Source organism: Nonomuraea sp. NPDC049158, assembly GCF_040648335.1.
Classification (GTDB): domain Bacteria; phylum Actinomycetota; class Actinomycetes; order Streptosporangiales; family Streptosporangiaceae; genus Nonomuraea.
The window spans coordinates 225,846-246,323 of record NZ_JBEZDM010000010.1; the positions used below are offsets into that span (position 1 = coordinate 225,846).

Consider the following 20,478-nt stretch of genomic DNA (forward strand, 5'->3'; position numbering starts at 1 on the left):
CGCGATCGAGGCGAGGATGCGGTGTACGCGCATGAGGGGGTGGCGCGGCCCGGATCTGTCGTTCACGATGAGGGCTCGGATCACCATGACAGGGAAGGGTCAAATCGCATGCGTTTACCTGTTCACCTGGCGCTGGGCGCCCTGGTCGCCGCCGCTCTGCTGGCGGTCCAGCCCGTGGCGTCGGCCCAGGCGGCGGTGAGGTTCTACGCCGACTCCGGCGACTCATGCTTTCGCGGGATCACCGAAGGGACGCTGGACTGGCCGAGCGTCAAGGTCGTCGGGTACCTGTCCGATGACGCCGCCCTCTCGCCCTGCTCTCGGGACGGCATGTACTCCAGCGCCGTCTTCAACGCCTACAAGGGCACCACCCTCGTCGACTCGGAGACCTACAAGGCGGACGACGCCCAGGTCCCGCTCTCCTTCTCGCTGTCAGATCCGGCAGGGGTCGCCGTCATCGATCGCGTGGTCGTACAGGTGTGCCGGTTCAGCGGCTCGCCGATCGGGGTCAGCTACTGCGGCAAGGCGGCGGAGTACAAGATGCCCTGATCACCGTCATGAGGGACCTCGGGAAGGCTGGCGAACTATCCCGCTGAGCACGTCGTCCAAGGTGACCACGCCGAGCACCTGCCCCCTGTCGCCGGTCACGGCGGCGAGCTGAGCGCGGCGCTGACGCATGGTCGCCAGGACGTCCGCGAGCGTCGCCGTGCCGGCGATCAGCGGCAGGGCGCGGATCGGCAGCGGCTGACGGGAGCCGTGCCCGTTGAGCGCGTCCAGGATGTGCAGGTAGCCCCGCAGCTCGGCGGGGCTGTCCCCGTGCACGGGGAAGCGGGAGTGCCCGTGGCGGCCCGAGTACTCCTGCAGCCCGAGGCTGTCGATCGTCGCGGGGACGCTCACCACCTCGCCGATCGGCACCATGACCGTGACCACCGGCCGGGCGTGCAACGCGAGCGTGGCGATCATCCGGTCCCGCTCGTCCTGCCGCAGCAGTTTGTGCCGGCGCGACTCCTCGATCAGCACCGGCAGCTCCGCCGAGGTGTAGACGGTGTGGATCTCGTCGGCCGGCGGGATCCGCAGCAACCGGAGCGCCGTGCCCGCCATGGCCTGGATCAACGTGAGCAGCGGGCCGATCGCCCGGGCGAGGACGAACAACGGGGGCACCAGCCACAGCGCCGCCGTGTCCGGGCCGGACAGCGCCAGGTTCTTCGGCACCATCTCCCCGATGATCACATGCGCGGACACCACCAGGAGCAGCGCCAGCGTGAAGGCGACCGGATGCACCATCTCCTCGGGCAGCCCCACGGCCGCGAACAGCGGCTCCACGGCCCGCGACACCACCGGCTCGCCGAACGCGCCGAGCATCAGGGAGGCCAGCGTCACGCCCAGCTGCGCCGCGGCGAGCATCGTGGGCACCGTGTTCATGGCGGCGAGCACCGCCTGCGCCCGGCGCGAACCCGCCCGCGCCTGCGGCTCGATCTGGGTGTGGCGCGCCGAGATGAGGGCGAACTCGGCGCCCACGAAGAACCCGTTGACGGCCAGGAGCAGCACGAGGGCCAGGCCATCGGTGACGGTCATGAATGCTCCCGCCTCGGCGCGGTGAGAGTGACCTGCTCGATCCGCCGGCTACGCATGGCCTCCACCCGGAGCGTCCATCCGCCCACCTCCACCTCGTCGCCCGGATCGGGGATGCGGCCGAGCCGGGCCAGCACCAGCCCCGCGAGCGTCTCGTAGGGCCCCTCGGGCATGCGGAAGCCGGTACGTTCCTCGGCCTCGTCCGCCGTCAGCACGGCCGGCACGCTCACCGAGGCGCCCGGCGCGAGCAGCTCGGCCGCGGGCTCGGCCGACTCCTCCTCCGGCAGGTCGTACTCGTCGGCGATGTCGCCGATCAGCTCCTCCACCAGGTCCTCCGCGGTGACGACGCCCGCGAAGCCACCGTACTCGTCGATCACCACGGCCATCTCGACGCCCGCCGAGCTGAGCCGCTCCTGGACCACCTCCAGGCTCACCGACTCGGGCACCTGGACCGCCGGCCTGACGATCGCGGCCACCGGCGTCCGTTCCCGCTCCTCCTCCGGAACGGCGCACGCGCGCGGCACGCTCGCCACGCCGAGGATGTCGTCCAGTTCCGTACCGCAGACGGGGATGCGCAGATGCCGGGTGCGGCGGGCCAGCCTGAGGAACTCGGCGACGCTGGTGGATCCGGCTATGGTCACGCAGTCCGTACGGGGGGTCATCGCCTCCGCCGCGTTCTTGCCGCCGAAGCGCAGGGCCCGCTGGAGCATGGCGGCGGTGCTCGGCTGGAGCACTCCCGCCTCCGCCGACAGCCGGACCAGCAGGCTGAGCTCCTCGGGGGAACGGGCCGAGGCGAGCTCCTCCTGCGGCTCGGCCCCCAGCCAGCGGACGATGCCATTGGCCACCGCGTTGCACAGCTTGATCAGCGGCCCGAACGCGGCGGAGAACACCCGCTGCGGCGGCGTCGCCACCCTGGCCACGGCCATCGGCCTCGACAGGGCGGCGTTCTTGGGCACCAGCTCGCCCAGGACCATCTGCGCCACCGTGGAGATGACGATCGCCAGGGCGACGGCGATGCCGGGAGCGGCCGGGACGCCGCCCAGCAGCGGCTCCAGCAGGCCGGCGATGGCGGGCTCGGACACGACGCCGAGCAGCAACGACGTGACGGTGATGCCCAGCTGCGCCCCGGACAGGTGGAACGACAGCCGCCGCACCGCGGCCTCGATCCCCTGCGCGCCCCGGTCGCCGGACTCCGCCAGCTGATGGACTCGTACGCGCTCGACGGTCACCAGGGAGAACTCCGCCGCGACGAAGATCCCGTTGGCCACGATCAAGGCCAGCGCCCCGAGCAGGAAGACCACATTCAGGATCACGGGGCGAAAGCTAGCACCGGCGAACGACTGGTGGAAGCCAACGCGGCGCGACGACCGGCAGCGGCGGGAGGCGATGCGGCGCAACGTCCGGCAGCGGCGGGAGGCGATGCGGCGCGACGACCGGCACCCGCTGGCGTCGGGGACGGGCGCTGCCCGGCGGGTGGCAAGCTTGGGGCGTGCGTGTGATGTTGCTGGGCCCGTTCGAGATGCGGGCCGACGACGGCCGTCCGATCGAGATCCCGGGGACGAGGTTGCGCGCGCTGGTGGCCAGGCTCGCGCTGGAGGCCGGTCGGGTCGTGCCGGCCGAGGCGCTCATCGCGGCGATCTGGGGCGATGAGCCGCCGGCGGCCAGCGCCAACGCCCTGCAGGCCCTGGTCTCCCGCACCCGCCGCTTGGTCGGCGCCGCGACGATCGAGTCGCTGCCGCCCGGCTACCGGCTGGCGATCGAGCCCGACGACGTCGACGTCACGCGCTTCGAGAGGCTGGCGAGCGCCGGCCACCTCGCGGCGCTGCGTGCGGCCGAAGGCCTGTGGCGCGGGCCCGCGCTCGCGGATCTCGCCGACCTGCCGTTCGCCGCCCACGAGGCGGTACGGCTGACCGAGCTGCGCCTGTCGGCCGCCGAACAACGGCTGGAGCTCGAACTCGCCGAAGGCACCGACGTGCTCGCCGAGCTGCGCCCGCTGGCCGCCGCCCACCCGTTGCGCGAGCGCCTGCAGGGCTTGCTGATGCGCGCGCTCTACGCGGCCGGACGGCAGGCGGACGCGCTGGCCGCCTACGAGCGGACCCGGCGCACGCTGGCCGACGAGCTGGGTGTCGACCCGTCGGCGGAGCTGGCCGAGGTCCACCTGAGCCTGCTCCGGCACGACCCTCGGCACCAGCCCCGGCGCCGGACCCGGCGTACCAATCTGCGCGCTCAGGTGACCAGCTTCGTCGGCCGGGAGGAGGAGCTGGCGCAACTGGCCAAGGCGCTGGAAGCCGCCCGTCTGGTCACCGTCGTCGGGCCGGGAGGCGCGGGCAAGACCCGGCTGGCCACCGAGGTCGCCCAGCGCTCCGCCGAGCTCGCCCCCGACGGCGTCTGGCTGGTCGAGCTGGCGGCGGTGACCGAGCCGCTCGACGTCGCCCACGCGGTGCTCACGGCGATCGGCGCCAGAGCCTCCGGCTGGTTCGAGCCCGCACCCGCCGACGACACGGACCGGCTGGCCGAGGCGCTGGACCGGCTGGCCGAGGAGCTGGACGACCGGCGGGTGCTGCTCGTCCTGGACAACTGTGAGCACGTCGTGGCGGCCGTCGCGCACCTGGCCGACCGGCTGCTCGGTGCCTGCCCCGACCTGCGCGTCCTGGCGACCAGCCGGGAGTCGATGGCCATCGCGGGGGAGAGCCTCTATCCCATCCCGCCCCTGGAGTGGCCGGCGGCCGCGGTCCGGGATCCGCAGTCCTATCCGGCCGTGCGGCTCTTCGTAGAGCGCGCGGCCTTGGTCCGCCCCGGCTTCGTGCTGAACCAGGACAACACCGGCACGGTCGTCGAGATCTGCGGACGGCTCGACGGGATGCCGCTGGCCATCGAGCTGGCCGCGGCGCGGATGCGCGCGTTGAGCGTCGAGCAGATCGCCGCCAAGCTGGACGACCGATTCCGCCTGCTCAGCAGCGGCAGCCGGACGGCCCTGCCCCGGCATCAGACGTTGCAGGCGGTCGTCGACTGGAGCTGGGATCTGCTGTCCGGCCGCGAACGCGAGCTCGCGATGCTCCTGGCCGCCTTCCCGGGCGGCGCCACGCTGGACGCGCTCGAAGCGGTGAGCGGACATGCCGCCGGCACGTCCCAACGGGCCAGCGGACCGCGTGCCGCTGACGGCGGGTTCGTAGGGGTCAGCGGATCGGACACCGCTGACGGCGGGTTCGTGGAGATCAGCGGACCGGCCGCCGCCGACGTGCTGGACGTCCTCACCGCCCTGGTGGACAAGTCCCTGGTCGAGCCGTCCGGCGAGCGCTACCGCATGCAGGAGACCGTCCGGTCGTACGGGATGGCGCGGCTGACCGAAGCCGGGCGGGACCGGGCCGTCCGCGACCGGCACGCCCGCCACTTCCTCCGGTTCGCCGAGACCGCCGACCCCGAGCTGCGCAAGGCGGATCAGCTCCATTGGCTGGCGCGGCTGCGGGCCGAGGACGACAACCTCCTGGCCGCGCTGCGGCTCGCGGCCGAGGCCGGGGACGCGGAGCTGGGCGTACGGCTCCTCGCGGCCGTCTGGTGGTTCTGGTACCTGGAGGGCAGGTCCCTCGAGGGCATGCACTGGGCGCGCGGCGTCCTCGACCTGCCCGGCGAGGTGCCCGACGCCCAGCGCCCGGTGCGGCTGGTGCTGGAGGCGTTCGCCCACCACGGGCTCGGCGCGGTCGAGGCGGCCCAGCAGGCGATGAACACGGGCCTCGAGCTGCGTGACCGGTTGGGCGACGAGGCGTCCGGGTGGGTTCTGCTGCTCTTCGCGCCCATCTGGCTGGGCGATCCGGTGGGCGCCGCTCGTTCGGCCGATCGGCTGCTGCCGCGGCTCACCGGCTGGGAGCGCGCGACGACGCTGATGATGCGGTCGATCGTGGCGGAGTCCGAGGGCGACGTCGCCGGGGCCTTCTCCCTCCTGGACGAGGCCCGCCGAGGACTGGAGGTCCTCGGCGAACGCTGGGCCCTGTCCTCGGCGTTACGCGTACTGGCCGAGCACCATGCCCGCCAGGGCGACCTGAGCGCCTCGATCGACGCGCGGCTGGAGGCGCTCCGCCTGGCCGGCGAGCTCGGCATCCTCGAAGATCAGGCGGCCATCCTGGCCGGCCTGGCGATCACCCGCGCGCGGCTGGGCGAGCTCGACCGGGCCCAGAGCGACATGCGAGCGGCCTGGGACTTCGCCGAGCAGCTGCGCAAGCAGGAAGGCGTCGAGTACATCCGGCTGGCGCGGGCCGAGGTCCTGCTCAGAAGCGGCGAGCGGGCGGCCGCCCGGCGCGAGCTCGACGCGGTGGAGGCGATGGCCCTCCACTCTCCGGTCCGGGCGTCGGCCGGCTGCTACCGGGCCATGGCCGCCCTGCTCGACGACGACGCGGACGGTGCCCGGCCGCTGCTGGACACCGCGATCGAGCTGGCCGCCGACGCGGTGGACATGCCGACCCTGGCCGACGCGGCACACCTGCGCGCCGCGCTCGCCCTGGCCGACGGCGACCCCGGGCGCGCCGCCCACCTGCTCGGCCTGGCCACCGCGCTGCGGGGGACGACGGACCTGAGCGGGTTCGACAACCTGCTGCGGCCCACCGAACGCGCCCGCGCCCTCCTCGGCGAGGCGGCCTTCGCCACGGCCTACGACCGTGGCGCCGCGCTCACACGCGACGCCGCGATCCAGGCCGTACGCGGCCACTAGCGCGATGTCCACGACCGTTCGCCCCTCTCCCCCCGGAGAGGGTGTCCCCGCAGAGGCCCCTGCCGTGACGGACCGTCTCCCTCCATGGGGACCTCTGCCACGACAGGGTGTCCCCGCAGGGACCTCCAGCGGCGGCCCGGCAAGGACCTGCCGCTGACCGGCGACCACCGCCCCGGTGACCAGTAGCGGTGGCTACGGGATGCGGCGGGCCGCGGCGGCCGTCCAGGTGCGCAGGTAGGACTCGGCGCCCGCGGCCATGTCCCGCACGATGTCCGGGCCGGCGATGATCCGCATGTCCTCGATCCAGTCCGGCACCAGGCCGTAGTTGGCGACGCCGTCCGTGTTGACGTCCCAGACCCGGTCGCCGGTACGCAGCCGATCCAGGGACACGCTCCCGTCGAAGGACGTGAAGGGGTAGGTCACCGGGTTCGCGGCGTTGCCGGTCCGAGGCGCGGGCAACCGGCCCAGGCCGTTGACGTCCAGGCCGTAGCCGTAGCCGGGGATCTGGTGGGCCTGCCTGAGCGGCTGGGTACGGCGCCACTCGGCGACGAAGTCCCGCGCGTCGTGCCCGTACTGCGTGATCATCCCGCCCAGGGCGTAGATCCGGTCGAAGTAGCTCGGGTCGGCCCAGCTGTGGGAGGAGATCACGCCCGGGTAGCCGGCCGCCTCGAGGATGGCGAGCGTGCTGCCGGCGGCCTTGGCGCTCATGTGGTCGAGCTCCACCAGCATGCCCCGGCGGATCATCCCCTTGACCATGTACTCGCCCAGGGCGGTCAGCCCTCTGGTGTTGCAGTGCGGCGCCGGGGGATAGATCGGCAGCGAGACGCCCGGTGGCAGCAGTCCGGCCAGCTGGTCGGGCAGGACGCCGCCGGGGTCGATCGGATTGTCGTGCGCGGGCCCGGTGCAGGTGCGCGCCTGCCAGAAGGAGCCGGTGCTGAGCAGGTTGCCCAGGTTGACGATGGCGCCCTGCGTGCCGGAGTCGAAGCGAACGCCGCACAGGGCGTTGTCGTACTTGTGGCAGACGAACATGCTCCGTACGCCGAGCGCGTACATCTCGTCCAGCCCTCGGTCGATCTGCGCCTGGGTGCACTGCGGGATGCCGAGGATCTGGCGGCAGCCGAACGGCTCGGAGGTCTCGATCCCCAGAACGACGGCGAGCTTGCCCGCCTCGACCGTCCGCCTGGCCTCGGCCGGGTCGAGCACGATCCTGAACCAGCCCCGGCCGGGCCCGCCGTACTGGGCGTCGATGTAGTCCTGCAGCTCACGGGCCCGCTGTGCCTCCAGCCTGATCGTGGCCATCTCGTCGCAGGAGTTCTTCCTCAGCGGGTAGATCGCGCACAGCTGGCGGTTGGCCACCAGGTCGTTGACCATGATCCGGAGCCCGCCGCGCCAGGCCCGCTCCACCCACGTGTAGTACGCCTGCTGGTGGGTCAGCGAGTCGTGCGCCGGCCAGTCGCGGAACGTGGGCCAGCCCACCGGGTCGTGGGTGCCGGTCGCTGAGCCGGTCCGGGTGAAGTTCTCGAACCAGGCCAGCTCGCCGTGGGGATAGTGATCGGGGCAGTCCGCCAGGGCGCGGGAGATGCCGCCGGGGTCGAACGGCTTCCCGCACAGCAACATGCCGCCGAACGCCTCGTAGGAGAACAGGTGGCTGTGCGCGTCGACGAACCCACGCACATCGGACACCGCCGCTGGTGATGACGCCGCCGACGATCTGGCCCCCGGCGGGGCCAGTAAGGCGGTCAGAAGGAGGAGGACGACGGCGATGGATCGGCGACGCATCACGGACACCTCACACGGCTGGGGGGCCTGCCGTCAGCATCCGCCGCCTGTGCCGCTCCAACAAGGCCCAAACGTGAGCACATCTCATTACCGCTGATCGATGCGCAATGTCCGGTCTTTGCAGGTTCGGCGTAGCTTGCTGTCGTTGGGCATAATCAAAGAGCTATTCGACAGTGGAGGAGACGCCGCATGAGTGACGAGGCCCGGTGGATCGCAGGAATCGACTCCAGCACACCGAACCTCGCCCGGATGCACGATTACTTCATCGGGGGCAAGGACAACTTCGCCGTGGACCGGGAGGCGGCCGAGGCCGTGCTGGCCACCGCGCCGGAGGTCCGCGTCATGGCGCAGGAGCACCAGGCGTTCCAGGGGCGGGTGATCCCGTTTCTCGTGGAGCAGGGCATCACCCAGTTCATCAACCTGGGCTCGGGGCTCCCCAGCGAACCCAACACCCATGAACTGGCCCGATCCCTCGCCCCTGACGCCCGCGTGGCCTACGTGGACAACGACCCGGTGGTGCTCGCGCACGCCCGCGCGATCCTGGCCCGGGGCGCCGGGACCGGCGTCGTCAAGGGCGACATCCTGCATCCCGCCGAGCTGCTGGCCGACCCCGACCTGCGGGCGGTCATCGACCTCGACCAGCCGGTGGCGGTGCTGCTGTTAGGCGTCCTGCAGTACATCCCGGACGGCCACGAGCCCTTCCGGCACGTGGCCGAGCTGCGTGACGCGTTGCCGACCGGCAGCCACGTCGTCATCACGCACGTCGTCTTCGACTCCCGCCCGGAGGTGGCGGAGCCGATCGTCGCCCTCTACCGGAGGATGCTGGGCCACGCCGAAGGCGGCGCCCGTACGCGCGAGACGGTGCTGCCCTTCTTCGACGGGCTCGAACTGGTCGAACCCGGGCTGGTGTACGTCCGGGAGTGGCGGCCCGACAGCCCTTTCCAGTCCGAGAGACCGGAGAAGGCGTGGGTGATGGTCGGTGTCGGCCGCAAGGCCGGCCCCTAGGGGCTACCGGCTGAGAACGTCGATCCGGTAGTCATCACCGGCCCGCGCCCGGAATGTCACGGTGTCTCCGTCCACCCTGTACGCGACCGGACGACCGTGCCCCGCCGTGACCCGCACCCCGCCCCGGAACGCGTCGTTGCGGAGCTTGACCTCGCCGCCCTGGTCGGAGGTCAGACGGGCCGCCGACAGCCGCCCGGACGCCCAGCTCAGCCCCACCGTGTGCGCGCCACGGGCACGTAGGCCCGTCACCCGGCCCTCCGCCCACGCGGCGGGCAGCGCCGGGAGCAGGTCGATCGCGCCGAGGTGGCTCTGCAGCAGCATCTCCGTCATGCCGGAGGTCGCGCCGAAGTTCCCGTCGATCTGGAACGGCGGGTGGGTGTCCCACAGATTGGCCAGCGTGCTGGTCTGGAGCTGGTCGCGCAGCAGCTTGTGCGCGCGGTCGCCGTCGAGCAGCCGAGCCCAGAAGTTGATCTTCCACGCCTTGCTCCACCCGGTGCCCACGTCGGTGCGGGCGTTGAGGGAGACCTTGGCCGCCGCCGCGAGCTCCGGCGTCGTACGCGGGGAGATCTGCCGCCCCGGATGCACCGCGAACAGATGGGAGACGTGCCGGTGGGTCTCCGCCGGGTCGTCGATGTCCGCCTTCCACTCCTGGAGCTGCCCCCACCGGCCGACCCGCAGACCGGGATCCAGCTTGGCCAGCACGTCGGCGGCCGCGGCCGCCTGCTGACGGTCGCCCACCAGCCCCGCGGCCTCGCGCAGGTCGGTGAACAGCTGGAAGAGGATCTCCTGCGACATCGACGCTCCCGCCGTGGCCGGGCCGAGCTCGGGGGAGCGGCTGGGGATGGCGACGAGCCGGCCGTCCCTGGGGTCGGTCCGCAGGAAGTCGAGCCAGAACCGCGCGGTCTCCTTCATGATCGGGTACGCGGTCCGCTTCAGGAAGCGCTCGTCCAGCGTGAAGCGGTAGTGGTCGTAGAGCTGCTCGGACAGCCAGGCCCCCGACTCGGGGAAGAAGTAGGCGGGATGGTCCCAGGCGCCGGTGTTGCCGAAGATGTTCGAGGCGTGGTGGGCGACCCAGCCGCGCGCCCCGTACATCTGCTTGGCGGTGACCCGGCCGGGTTCGCGCAGCCCGTTCACGTAGTCGTGCAGCGGCCGGGCCAGCTCGGCCAGGTTGGTCATCTCGGCGGGCCAGTAGTTCATCTGCAGATTGATGTTGAGGTGGTAGTCCGACTGCCACGGCGGGGCCTCCAGGAGGTTCCACACGCCCTGGAGGTTGGCGGGCAGCGAACCGGGGCGGGAGGAGGCGATGAGCAGGTAGCGCCCGTACTGGTAGAAGAGCTGCTCCAGCGCCCGGTCGGCGGCCGGGTTCGCGCCGTTGCCGTACTGGGCGAGCAGTTCGTCGGTGGGGATGGCGGGCAGGCTTCCGCCCAGGTCCAGCCGTACCCGGTCGAACAGCGCGGCGTGGTCGGCCCGGTGCGCGGCCAGCAGCCTGGTGTACCCCTGACGCGCGGCGGCGTCGACCCGCGCCGTGAGCTTGCCGTGCGGGTCCTCGCCCTTGTAGGTGGGGTAGTCGGCGGCGTAGTCGGTGCCGGTGCCGAGGATGAGGACCACCGAGTCCGCGCCTGTCACGGTGACGGTTCCGTCGGGATTGTCGGTCCGGCTGCCGCCCTGGTTGAGCACCCGCAGCTGGGCCTCGTACGCCATCCCGTTGCTCGTCAGCGCCCCCTTGACGGTGAGCCGGCCGCGCTCGGCCGTGGCGCTCACCGAGCGGTTGGCCGGCACGGCGATGCCGGCGGTGAAGGTCACGCCGCCGGGCCGGTCGGTGGCGAGCCGGGCCACGATCACGCCCGCGGGCGCGGACGCGAAGTACTCGCGGGTGTGGCGGACGTCGCCGGTTGTGAACGACACGCCCGCCACGCCGCGCGCGATGTCGAGCCGCCTGCGGTAGTCGCCGGTCTGTTCGGGCAGCCCGGGGAAGGCCAGCCGCAGGTCGCCGAAGCTCTGGTACGCGCCGAACCGGCGCTGGCGCGGCGTGTCCGACTTCAGCCCGAGCGCGGCCAGGACGTCCTCGGGCGGGATGCCGCCCTCCTTCCAGATCCGCTCCCTGATCGCCTCCAGCGCGCCGGGTCGCGGGGCATCCCAATTGCCGAAGTTGTAGTCGGCCACGCCGGGGCCACCGGTCCACAGGGTCTTGTCGTTGAACTGCAGCCGCTCGGTTCCCACCCCGCCGAACACGGTCGCGCCCATGGCCCCGTTGCCGATCGGCAGCGACCGCGTCTCCCAGCCTTCGTTCGTGTCGGGGGCGGGCTCGTCGTACCACAGCGTGTACGGCTCCGCGGCGGGCTCACGAGCCTGCGCCTGTGCGGCCGGGACCACGGTCAGCGCCGCACCGAGAACCAGGACGATCGGCCCTGCCAGAAACCGTCTTCTCATCAAAACGCACCTATACATCGGAGGTATGGGGGGAATGCTGATCGGAGGTCTAGCGGTCACAGGTCGTGATCCGGGGATGCCAGCGGCAGGCGATGGCGGCGTATCCGCCCTCGGCGGGCACCGGCACCGACAGCCGGCCGCGGGGCCCGTCGACCACATGGCTCTCGCGTACCAGGCCGCTCTGGCCGTCACGGACGACCTCGACCAGCCACCGTCCGCGCAGCATGCTCAGCGGCACGTCGAGCGTGCGCGCCGCGCCCGAGATCCCGGCCCCCACGAACCAGCGGTCGCCGCTCCGGCGGGCCAGCACCACGTGGTCGGCCGGGCGGCCGGACAGCAGCCGCGTCTCGTCCCAGGCGGTGGGCACTTGCTCGAGGAAGCGTTCGGCCTCCGGCCTGGCCTGGTAGGACTCGACGGTGCCCGCCAGATCCTGCAGACCGGACTCGTACGTCACCGCCAAGCCCAGCTCGTGCGCGTCGGAGGTGGGCCGGCCCGCCCGGTGGAAGGCCATGGGTGTGTAGTCCATCGAGCCGACGACGTTCCTGGTGAAGGGCAGGGTGGTGATGTGGGCGGTGGTGAGCGTGCGCTTCTCGCCGCCGTGCACGCCCTCCATCGTCATCACCTGCGGCCAGGTGCGGTGGATGCCCTTGGGGATGGTCGAGCCGTGGAAGTTGACCAGGAGCCGGTTCGCCGCGGTCGCCGGGAGGATCTCGTCGTACCAGCGCAGCCGCTCCTGTGACTCGGAGTCCATGAAGTCGATCTTGACGCCGCGCACGCCCCAGCGGTTCAGGGTGGGCAGCCACAGGGCGCGTTCCTCCGGTGTGTCCAGATCGCGGAAGTGGATCCAGACCACGATCCCCACGCCCTTGGCCCGCCCGTACTCCACGAGCTTCGGCATCCAGCTGGTGGTCGGCCAGTTCGGGTCGGTGACGTCCCATTGGTCCTTCAGGAAGTACCACCCGGCGTCCACGGCCACGTACGGCCAGCCGCGCGCCGAGGCGTAGTCGACGAACGCCTGCTGCTTCTCCAGGCTCTGCCCCGCCTCCCTGCCGCCCGCGAGCCAGGTCCACAGCACCTGGCCCGGCGCGATCCACGAGGTGTCACGGACCCGGGAATGGGGCGCGAGGTCGTCCACCAGCGTGGACTCGGTGACCGTGGCCAGATCCCCGGCGATCAGCACCCGCCATGGGGACTCGCTGGCCTGCACCCTTTCATCCCAAAGCCGCAGACTGTAGGTGCCGGTGCCCTCCTCGTGCGCCAGCCGCGGCCCGGAGTAGCCGCCGTCGAGGCCGGACTCGGTGATCAGGAGGTAGTCGCCGCCGGTCTCGAACAGCGCGGGCACCATGAAGTCGGCCGCGGGCGCGGTCAGCGCCGTGTACTGGACGAACGGGTTCTCGTAGTCGCGCCGGTGCAGGGCGAGCCAGGCGGTGGCGTTCTGGGGCAGCGTGTACGCGGACGTCTCGCGCAGGACGGGACCATGGTCGGCCGGCAACCGGTACCTGTAGGCGACGCCGTCCCGCGCGACCCTGACGACCAGGTCGAGCCGGTCGCCGGCGGCGTTCGCGAAGGCGAACGTCGCCTCGCGCATGAGCGCCGACCGCTTGAGCCGCTTGCCCACCGTGGTGGTGTAGTGCTCGGTCACCAGCCGGTCGCGGCGATGCAGCAAGCGCAATCCCTGGGACAGGTCGGCCCGTTCGGTGACGATGCCGACCGGGCTCGGCTCCAGGACCCGGACGCCGCGGCGCGTCGCGGCGAAGGTGAGGGTGCCCGCCTGGGGGTCGAGCGAGAGCTCCGCCGCCGGGCCACCGGGGAAGGCGGAGACCTTCCAGCTTGTGGCTGAGGCGGCAGAGGCGGGCAGGGCGGGCAGGAGGCAGAGGCACAGGAGGAGGGCGGCGCACAGACGTATCGGTGTGGCGGTCGGCATGACAGCTCCTGAGGGCCACATACATCGGATGTGTTCCCGGATGGTAACCCGTGCAGGTCTGTTTGACCAGGGCCAAGATCGGACCTGTCTCCCGCGTGTCAGCAGTGCGAAGTTCGGGGCGACGCCCGAGGACTGGGCCCGCCTACGGCTCCAGTTCGCCCCCCGTACAAGTTCGACGACGCCGACCTATCCGAGGACTCCCTTGACGGCCGACGATCCGGATCACGATCCCCGCTCTGCGGGTCGAGTACGTGAGGACGGCGGCGCCCTCTACGGCAGATTCACGCACCGGGCGACAATGAAAGCAAACTCGCCTATGACCAGCGAGATCAGGACGATAAAGGTCACGCAGATTGTGACCCGCAGGGGACGGCCGCTCATTTCTCCTCACTTCGGTCCAACGGATCGAGGTCGGAGACGCGGCGAACTCTCAGCCGACCTCGACCCTACTCGCCTAGGGTCAGTGCAGCTGAGAGCCGGGGCCGCGGTCGTACTGAGTAATCTCGTGGAAGCGCTGGAAGTCGCTGCTATTGGCTCTCTAGAGTCGGGCCTCTCGGTGCCCGAGTACATCATGATCCGCGCATTGCCAAATCGCATGACCATGGCCATGCTGCGGCAATGAGAGGTGAGATCCAGGATAACGCGTCCCAGCGATCGTGCAAATCGCCATATTTAGGGCAGGCATAAATGTTTTTCTCGCTGTGGTCAGCGTGGATGCCCGGCTGTCGCGCGGGGTGGGCGGGGTTCCACGGGCCCGCGGGGTTTCCTTTCCTGGTCGTGGGGCGGGTTGGTGCTGGTCATATTGGTGCGGGCAAGGCGTGCAGGCGTGCCAGGGCAGTAAGGATCTGGCTGGCCCAGGACCATGCGAGCAGTTCGCGGGCCAGATCTGGTTCTGGGTGAAGTCGTGCGGGGGCAGGTTGCGCAGGCCGGTGTCCTTGGCGGCGCGGATGCGGTCCCTTGAGCCGTTGCGGATCTGGTGACACGCAGGCCCGTCCAGCCGTTCGCCCGCCCCGCATCACGATCGCTGAGCTGATCAAAGACCGGCTATGAAGGGATTGGCCTACCCTCCGCGCCGACATCGGGCCTCACCTCGGCTGTGACGCCACGGCTTCGCAGGCGGGTCCTCAGAAGCTCCATCTCCGCCAACGTCCCGACCAAGCCGGTGTCAGTGAGCTTGTCGGCCAGTTCACGAGCTTGGGGAAGCGACACCTGCGAGACCTCCCGCACAACCTTCACGACCGAGGCCAGGCTCGACACCGGACCGACCACACACAGCCGGCTCGGCCCATGCTCTGCCAGCAGGGCGCTGCGGACATTCTCCGGCGCCTGGCCTGGGCCTGAGTGCTCACACCCCGCAGCACCGCAGGACGCGCAGGAGAACTCGGCATCCCACCACAGCTGGTCGCGGTGGATGAACTGGTTCACCTGGCGGACCAAGGTGCCCCCGCAACCATCACAACGCGATTCGATCTTTGCCATCTGCTCTGTCATCCGGACACCTATGCTTCCCTCGCCGCTATGAGCCAGCGGGGCCCGGTGCGGCACAACGTCGGCGCCAGCACTGACAACAACCATGAACAACCGGGAACAACAAGAAGCCCCAGACTCTCAGAAGATGCCGTGAGCTGGGGCTATGGCTCCTGCGTGAGCAGGTCTGCCATGGAGCATGGTGGACGATACTGGGATTGAACCAGTGACCCCTTCCGTGTCAGGGAAGTGCTCTCCCGCTGAGCTAATCGTCCTGGGAGGTGGAGACGGGATTTGAACCCGTGTAGACGGCTTTGCAGGCCGTTGCCTCGCCTCTCGGCCACTCCACCGAGCCGGAAGCTCCGAGCGGAAGACGGGATTCGAACCCGCGACCCTCACCTTGGCAAGGTGATGCTCTACCACTGAGCCACTTCCGCGTCGTCTCCGCTGGTGTGCGGCGACGAGAGAACTCTAGCGAATCCTGGCCGAGTCCCCAAACCGGAGGGTTCCCACCTGTTCGGCGTACCAGGTGATCCCGGACACGTGCTCGGCGATCTCGCGCAGGGTCCAGTTGGGGGAGTGCGGCCGGTCCCAGGCGTCTGGGACCGTGGTGTAGCGGTTCACGTAGGACTGGCCCAGGCGGGTCCAGCGAGAACGGGCCTCGGCCAGGTCCAGCTCCGTGAAGCGGGCCCAGTCGGCCTCCAGCGTCACCATCCGGCCGTGCCAGTGGTCGTCCTGCGGGGTGGCGCCGGCCAGGAGCGCCTCGACTTCGGCGAGGTGGTCGATGAGGTGGTCCTGGATGCGGCGTACGGCTTTCGCCGGGGTCCACAGGTTGGCCCCGTCGGTCACGATGGGGTTGCCGTCCCAGGCGAGCCAGGTCTCGGCGATGGTGAGGCATCGGTCGACGGCTTCGGCGATGAGAAGTGCGGGGTTGTCCGCCACTGGTTCGGTGATGACGAGCGCGGGGCTGTCTGTCGCTTCGGCCGCGACCTGAGCGGGGCTGGTGGCGTTGTCTGTCATGGGGTCGATCGTGGTCGTGGAATGGTTGGGGCGGCGTCTAAGCGTGGTTGCGTCTCGGGGTTCGGGTCAGCCGATGGTGTGGCCGCCGTTGACGGTGATGCGTTCGCCGGTGACGAACGCCGCCGCCTCCGAGGCCAGGAAGGACACCGCGCCCGCCACGTCGTCAGGCGTGCCCGTCCGGCCGAGCGGGACGTGCGCCCGGTACGCCGCCAGTTCCTCAGCGCCGATCTCGGCGTGCCGTTCGACGGGGATGAAGCCGGGCGCGACGAGGTTCACCGTGACGCCGTACGGGCCCAGCTCGCGTGCCCACGCCCGGGTGAGCTCGTGCTGGGCGGCCTTTGCGGCGATGTAGGCGGACATGCCGGGTAGGGCGCGGTCCACGATGTCCGAGCCGATCTGGATCACGCGGCCCCGGCCCCGTGCCTTCATGCCCGGCAGGGCCGCCTGGATGAGGAGCGTGGGGCTCTTGACGAAGAAGTGGAGCTGGTCCAGGTGCGTCTGCCAGGTGAGATCCTCGAACGCGACCTTCGGCTGAGGGCCCGTCGCGTTGAGGACCAGCACGTCCACGGGGCCCAGCCGGTCGGTGACCTGGGCGACCAGTTCGGCCGTCGCGGCCTCGTCGGTGACGTCCCCCGCGAACGCCTCCGCGGATCCGCCGGCGGCGCGGATGTCGGCGGCCACCCGGTGGGCGTTCTCGTGTTCGGAGTAGTAGTTGACGGCCACGGTATGGCCGTCGGCGCCTAACCTGCGGGCGATCACGGCGCCCAGACCGCGGGACGCTCCAGTGACGAGCGCGACGCCGGCTTCTCCTGCCGAGACGCCGGTTTCTGCTGCCGACGGGACTGCCAACGGGACCCCCTGGTTAGGCTCACCCGCAGCCTAACCGGGTGCCGGGTGCGGCCGAAGGGGGCGATGCTTCGACGGCCGGCGAAATGTCCGTGGGTTAACGTCAAGTATGGCCGCCGAATACATCGCCCAGGACTCCGACATCGCGCCCGTCGCGGCGCTCATAGCCGATCCCACCAGGGCGGCCATCCTCACCGCGCTGCTGGGCGGTCGCGCGCTGGCCGCCGGGGAGCTCGCCAGGCTCTCCGGCGTGAGCGCGGCCACCGCGAGCGCGCATCTGTCCCGCCTGCTCGACGGGCGGCTCGTCGACGTCGTACGGCAGGGCCGCCACCGCTATTACCGCCTGGCCGGCCATGAGGTCGCCGAGGTGCTCGAGGTGCTCGCCAGGGTGAGTACCCGGCCGCCCATCCGGTCCCTGCGCCAGTCGCGCCAGGCCAAGCAGCTCGAGGAGGCGCGTACGTGCTACGACCATCTGGCCGGGCGGGCCGGTGTGGCGCTGTTCGACCAGCTGGTCCAGGGCGGTTTCCTGGTGAACCAGGAGGTCACGGACAAGGGGGAGCGGCTGCTGGCGGGGCTCGGGGTGGATGTCGCGGGGGTACGGAAGGCCAGGCGGCGGTTCGCCCCGGAATGCCTGGACTGGACCGAGCGCCGGGCCCACCTCGGCGGGGCTCTCGGCGCGGCGGTGACCGGGGCGCTGCTCGAGCGCGGCTGGTACCGGCAGGGCACCGTTCCCCGGGCAGTGGTGCTGACCGACGAGGGGAGAGAAGGGCTGGTCGCCCTGTTCTCCGGTGGCGAGGTCAGGGAAGGGCTGGCCAACCGGTTCTCTGGTGATGAGGCCAGGGACGGGCGGGCCGCCCGGTTCTCCAGTGGCGAGGGCGGGGAGGGGCAGGCCGCTGCGTTCGCCGGTAAGGAGCTAACATCACATACGCCGGTTACCTAAGCGGGAGAGTCATCATGCGCGACAACGGAGTCGTGAACGTCGGTCCAGAGCCCCTCACCTTCGACGACGTCATCCGGGTAGCCCGTCACGGCGCCCCCGTACAGCTCACCGACGACGCCGTCGCCGCGATCTCCGCGGCCCGGCAACTGGTCGACGAGCTGGCCGAGAGCCCGGTGCCCGCCTATGGGATCTCGACCGGGTTCGGGGCCCTGGCCACGCGGCACATCGACCCGGCTCTGCGCGCCCAGCTCCAGCGCTCGCTGGTCCGCAGCCACGCCGCGGGCAACGGTCCCGAGGTCGAGACCGAGGTGGTGCGCGCGCTCATGCTGCTGCGCCTGCACACGCTGGCCACCGGTCACACCGGCATCCGGCCGACCACAGCGAAGACGCTGGCCGCGCTCATCAGCGCGGGCATCACGCCGGTCGTGCACGAGTACGGCAGCCTCGGCTGCTCGGGCGATCTGGCGCCGCTGGCGCACGTGGCGCTCACGCTGATGGGCGAGGGCGTCGTACGGGATGAGTCCGGAAATATCACCGCAGCGGAAGAGGCGCTCAAGCAGGCGGGCATCGAGCCCGTCGAGCTGGCCGCAAAGGAGGGCCTCGCGCTCATCAACGGCACGGACGGCATGCTCGGCATGCTCATCCTGGCCATCGATGACCTGACCAAGCTCGTCAGGACCGCCGACGTCAGCGCCGCGATGAGCGTCGAGGGGTTGCTGGGCACCGACCGCGTCTTCGCCCCCGAGCTGCAGGCGCTCCGGCCGCAGCCCGGCCAGGCGCTCTCCGCCGCCAATATGACGAAAATTCTGGATAACTCGGGCATCATGGCGAGCCACCGCGATCCGGCCGCCTGCACCCGCGTCCAGGACGCCTACTCCCTGCGCTGCGCCCCCCAGGTGGCCGGAGCCGCCCGCGACACGATCGCCCACGCCGCGAACGTGGCCACCTGGGAGCTGGCCAGCGCCGTGGACAACCCCGCCGTGCTCTCCGACGGCCGCGTCGAGTCCAACGGCAACTTCCACGGCGCCCCCGTCGCCTACGTGCTGGACTTCCTGGCCATCGTCGCCGCCGACCTGGCCTCGATGTCCGAACGCCGTACCGATCGCTTCCTGGACGTGGCGCGCAACCACGGCCTGCCGGCGTTCCTGGCCGACGACCCCGGTGTCGACTCCGGCCACATGATCGCCCAGTACACCCAGGCGGCCATCGTCTCCGAGCTCAAGCGGCTCGCCGCACCCGCCAGCGTGGACTCCATCCCCAGCTCCGCCATGCAGGAGGACCACGTCTCGATGGGCTGGTCGGCGGCCCGCAAGCTGCGCAAGTCGGTCGACGGCCTCACCCGGGTGCTGGCCGTCGAAGTGCTCACCGCCGCCCGCGCCCTCGACCTGCGCGCCCCGCTGGAGCCGGCACCCGCCACCGGCGCGGTGGTCAAGGCGCTGCGCGAGACCGTCCCGGGGCCCGGCCCCGACCGCTTCCTGGCGCCGGAGATCGAGTACGCCGTCCGCCTGGTCGCCGACGGCGGCGTGGTCGCCGCCGCCGAGTCCGTCACGGGCCGTCTGGCGTAATTTTTCGCCATATTTCGGTTCCCAGCCGCCATCACCGCGCTACGGCAGCGCGACGATCGCGTCCATCTCCAGCAGCAGCCCCGGCATGAACAGCTTCGACACCTCCACCGTCGTGCTCGCGGGCGGTGTCCCCGGGAAGTACTTGCGGCGCACCTGCCCGTACGCCACCCGATCGTCCATGTTCGTCAGGTACGTCCGGAGGAACGCCACGTCCTCGAACCCCGCCCCCTGATCGGCGAGAATCCGCCCCAGGCACTGGAACACATGCTCGGCCTGCGCCGCCATGTCCCCCTCCCCGACGAGCTGCCCGCTGGAGTCGAAGGCCGCCTGCCCGGAGACGTACAGCATGTCGCCCACCCGTACGGCATGGGAGTAGAAGCCGTTCGTGGCCGGCACGGTCGCGGGGTTGATCGGCACGGCCCGGTGCGCGGGCCGCCCGCCGACGTGGGCGGCGATCGCCGTCACGTCGTGGTCGCCGAGCCCGGCCGCCTCGGCCTCCTGCAGGCGTGCGCGGGCCGCGGTGGCCAGGGTGGCGGACGGCCAGGCCGCCAGCGTCAGGTCCTTGGCCGCCAGGCCGAGCGCGTAGCGGGTCTCGGGGGCGGGCGTACGCAGGCGTTCGGCCAGGACGCCCAGCGGGGTGCCCGACAGCACCTCGGCCAGGGCGTCACGGTCCACCCCGTGCGCCTCCCCGTACGCGTACGTCTCCGCCAGCAGCACCTGCGCCGGCACGAGGGCGCTCATGACGGCGAGTTTCATCGCCGCGCCCGCCCCCGGCGGCCCGCACTCGCGCACCGTGCCGAACACCGCCAGCACGTCGCGCACGCCCGCCAGATCACCGCCCGCCAGCACGGTCAGCGTGCCGTCGGCCGCGGGAGCGACGCTGCCCAGGACGGGCGCGTCCACCAGCTTGACGGAGGCGGGCAGCAGCGCGCGCAGCTCCCGCACCGCCTCCGGGCCGATCGTGGACATCTCCACCACCGTCGCGTCCGGCCGCAGCCCCGGCAGCGCGGCCGCCAGCACCTCGCGTACGGCGGCCGGGTCACGCAGCATCGTGATGACCAGCTCCGCCCCGTCGACCGCCGCGGCGACCGGGACACCGGTCCCGCGCCGCCATGTCGTCACCTGATGCCCGGCCTCGCTGAGCCGCCGGGCCATGGGGACGCCCATGCGTCCCTGTCCGAGAAATGCAATCACGTTCCCCAGTTAACTGACATGCGAGGCATTCCACCAC

General features: G+C 71.3%; 14 protein-coding genes and 3 tRNA genes. 5 read left to right on the forward strand and 12 right to left on the reverse strand.

Annotation, left to right across the window (positions count from 1 at the left end; all coding sequences use genetic code 11):
- Positions 1–108 precede the first annotated feature (108 nt).
- Positions 109–546, forward strand: a complete 438-nt coding sequence (locus tag AB0B61_RS23475) for a hypothetical protein (RefSeq protein WP_358435344.1) — start codon at positions 109–111, stop codon at positions 544–546.
- Positions 547–552: 6 nt separating this feature from the next.
- On the opposite strand, the gene AB0B61_RS23480 is transcribed toward AB0B61_RS23475, so the two are convergent.
- Positions 553–1,572 (reverse strand): hemolysin family protein, encoded by a 1,020-nt coding sequence (locus AB0B61_RS23480; RefSeq protein WP_358435347.1) that lies wholly within the window; start codon positions 1,570–1,572, stop codon positions 553–555.
- Positions 1,569–2,882: a hemolysin family protein gene (locus AB0B61_RS23485; RefSeq protein WP_358435349.1), complete on the reverse strand. Its 1,314-nt coding sequence runs from the start codon at positions 2,880–2,882 to the stop codon at positions 1,569–1,571. Before AB0B61_RS23485 ends, AB0B61_RS23480 begins: the two co-directional genes overlap by 4 nt.
- A gap of 185 nt (positions 2,883–3,067) precedes the next feature.
- Between AB0B61_RS23485 and AB0B61_RS23490 the strand changes: the two genes are divergently transcribed.
- Positions 3,068–6,271: a BTAD domain-containing putative transcriptional regulator gene (locus AB0B61_RS23490; RefSeq protein WP_358435608.1), complete on the forward strand. Its 3,204-nt coding sequence runs from the start codon at positions 3,068–3,070 to the stop codon at positions 6,269–6,271.
- Positions 6,272–6,463: 192 nt separating this feature from the next.
- Here AB0B61_RS23490 and AB0B61_RS23495 read toward each other — a convergent pair whose 3' ends face one another.
- The gene (locus AB0B61_RS23495; protein ID WP_358435352.1) at positions 6,464–8,050 is read right to left on the reverse strand and encodes a Coagulation factor 5/8 type domain-containing protein; all 1,587 of its coding nucleotides are present in this window, start codon (positions 8,048–8,050) and stop codon (positions 6,464–6,466) included.
- A 189-nt stretch (positions 8,051–8,239) separates the two neighbouring features.
- Between AB0B61_RS23495 and AB0B61_RS23500 the strand changes: the two genes are divergently transcribed.
- Positions 8,240–9,055 (forward strand): SAM-dependent methyltransferase, encoded by an 816-nt coding sequence (locus tag AB0B61_RS23500; RefSeq protein ID WP_358435354.1) that lies wholly within the window; start codon positions 8,240–8,242, stop codon positions 9,053–9,055.
- A 3-nt stretch (positions 9,056–9,058) separates the two neighbouring features.
- Here the strand turns inward: AB0B61_RS23500 and AB0B61_RS23505 are convergent, their stop codons facing one another.
- The 8 genes from AB0B61_RS23505 to AB0B61_RS23540 all read right to left on the reverse strand — a co-directional run bounded on the left by AB0B61_RS23505 (position 9,059) and on the right by AB0B61_RS23540 (position 16,745).
- Entirely contained in the window at positions 9,059–11,485 is a 2,427-nt protein-coding gene (locus AB0B61_RS23505) for a glycoside hydrolase N-terminal domain-containing protein (RefSeq protein WP_358435357.1), read from the reverse strand.
- 49 nt (positions 11,486–11,534) lie between these two features.
- Entirely contained in the window at positions 11,535–13,409 is a 1,875-nt protein-coding gene (locus tag AB0B61_RS23510; protein WP_358435360.1) for a glycoside hydrolase family 97 catalytic domain-containing protein, read from the reverse strand.
- A gap of 1,044 nt (positions 13,410–14,453) precedes the next feature.
- The gene (locus AB0B61_RS23515; RefSeq protein WP_358435363.1) at positions 14,454–14,900 is read right to left on the reverse strand and encodes a hypothetical protein; all 447 of its coding nucleotides are present in this window, start codon (positions 14,898–14,900) and stop codon (positions 14,454–14,456) included.
- A gap of 176 nt (positions 14,901–15,076) precedes the next feature.
- Positions 15,077–15,151: transfer RNA gene (locus AB0B61_RS23520), tRNA-Val, on the reverse strand.
- A 4-nt stretch (positions 15,152–15,155) separates the two neighbouring features.
- Positions 15,156–15,226 (reverse strand) — tRNA-Cys (locus tag AB0B61_RS23525).
- 15 nt (positions 15,227–15,241) lie between these two features.
- Positions 15,242–15,313, reverse strand: a tRNA-Gly gene (locus AB0B61_RS23530).
- 34 nt (positions 15,314–15,347) lie between these two features.
- A complete protein-coding gene (locus tag AB0B61_RS23535; protein ID WP_358435366.1) occupies positions 15,348–15,896 on the reverse strand; it encodes a hypothetical protein in 549 nt (182 codons plus the stop codon).
- Between the two features lie 66 nt (positions 15,897–15,962).
- Positions 15,963–16,745 carry an SDR family oxidoreductase gene (locus tag AB0B61_RS23540; RefSeq protein WP_358435369.1) on the reverse strand — a complete coding sequence of 261 codons (783 nt, stop codon included), beginning with the start codon at positions 16,743–16,745 and terminating at the stop codon, positions 15,963–15,965.
- A 106-nt stretch (positions 16,746–16,851) separates the two neighbouring features.
- Between AB0B61_RS23540 and AB0B61_RS23545 the strand changes: the two genes are divergently transcribed.
- Together AB0B61_RS23545 and hutH are read left to right on the forward strand one after the other, a co-directional pair.
- The gene (locus tag AB0B61_RS23545) at positions 16,852–17,682 is read left to right on the forward strand and encodes a helix-turn-helix transcriptional regulator (protein WP_358435372.1); all 831 of its coding nucleotides are present in this window, start codon (positions 16,852–16,854) and stop codon (positions 17,680–17,682) included.
- 14 nt (positions 17,683–17,696) lie between these two features.
- Entirely contained in the window at positions 17,697–19,247 is a 1,551-nt protein-coding gene (gene hutH / locus AB0B61_RS23550) for a histidine ammonia-lyase (RefSeq protein WP_358435375.1), read from the forward strand.
- A 39-nt stretch (positions 19,248–19,286) separates the two neighbouring features.
- Here hutH and AB0B61_RS23555 read toward each other — a convergent pair whose 3' ends face one another.
- The gene (locus AB0B61_RS23555) at positions 19,287–20,441 is read right to left on the reverse strand and encodes a Rid family hydrolase (RefSeq protein ID WP_358435378.1); all 1,155 of its coding nucleotides are present in this window, start codon (positions 20,439–20,441) and stop codon (positions 19,287–19,289) included.
- Positions 20,442–20,478 lie beyond the last annotated feature (37 nt).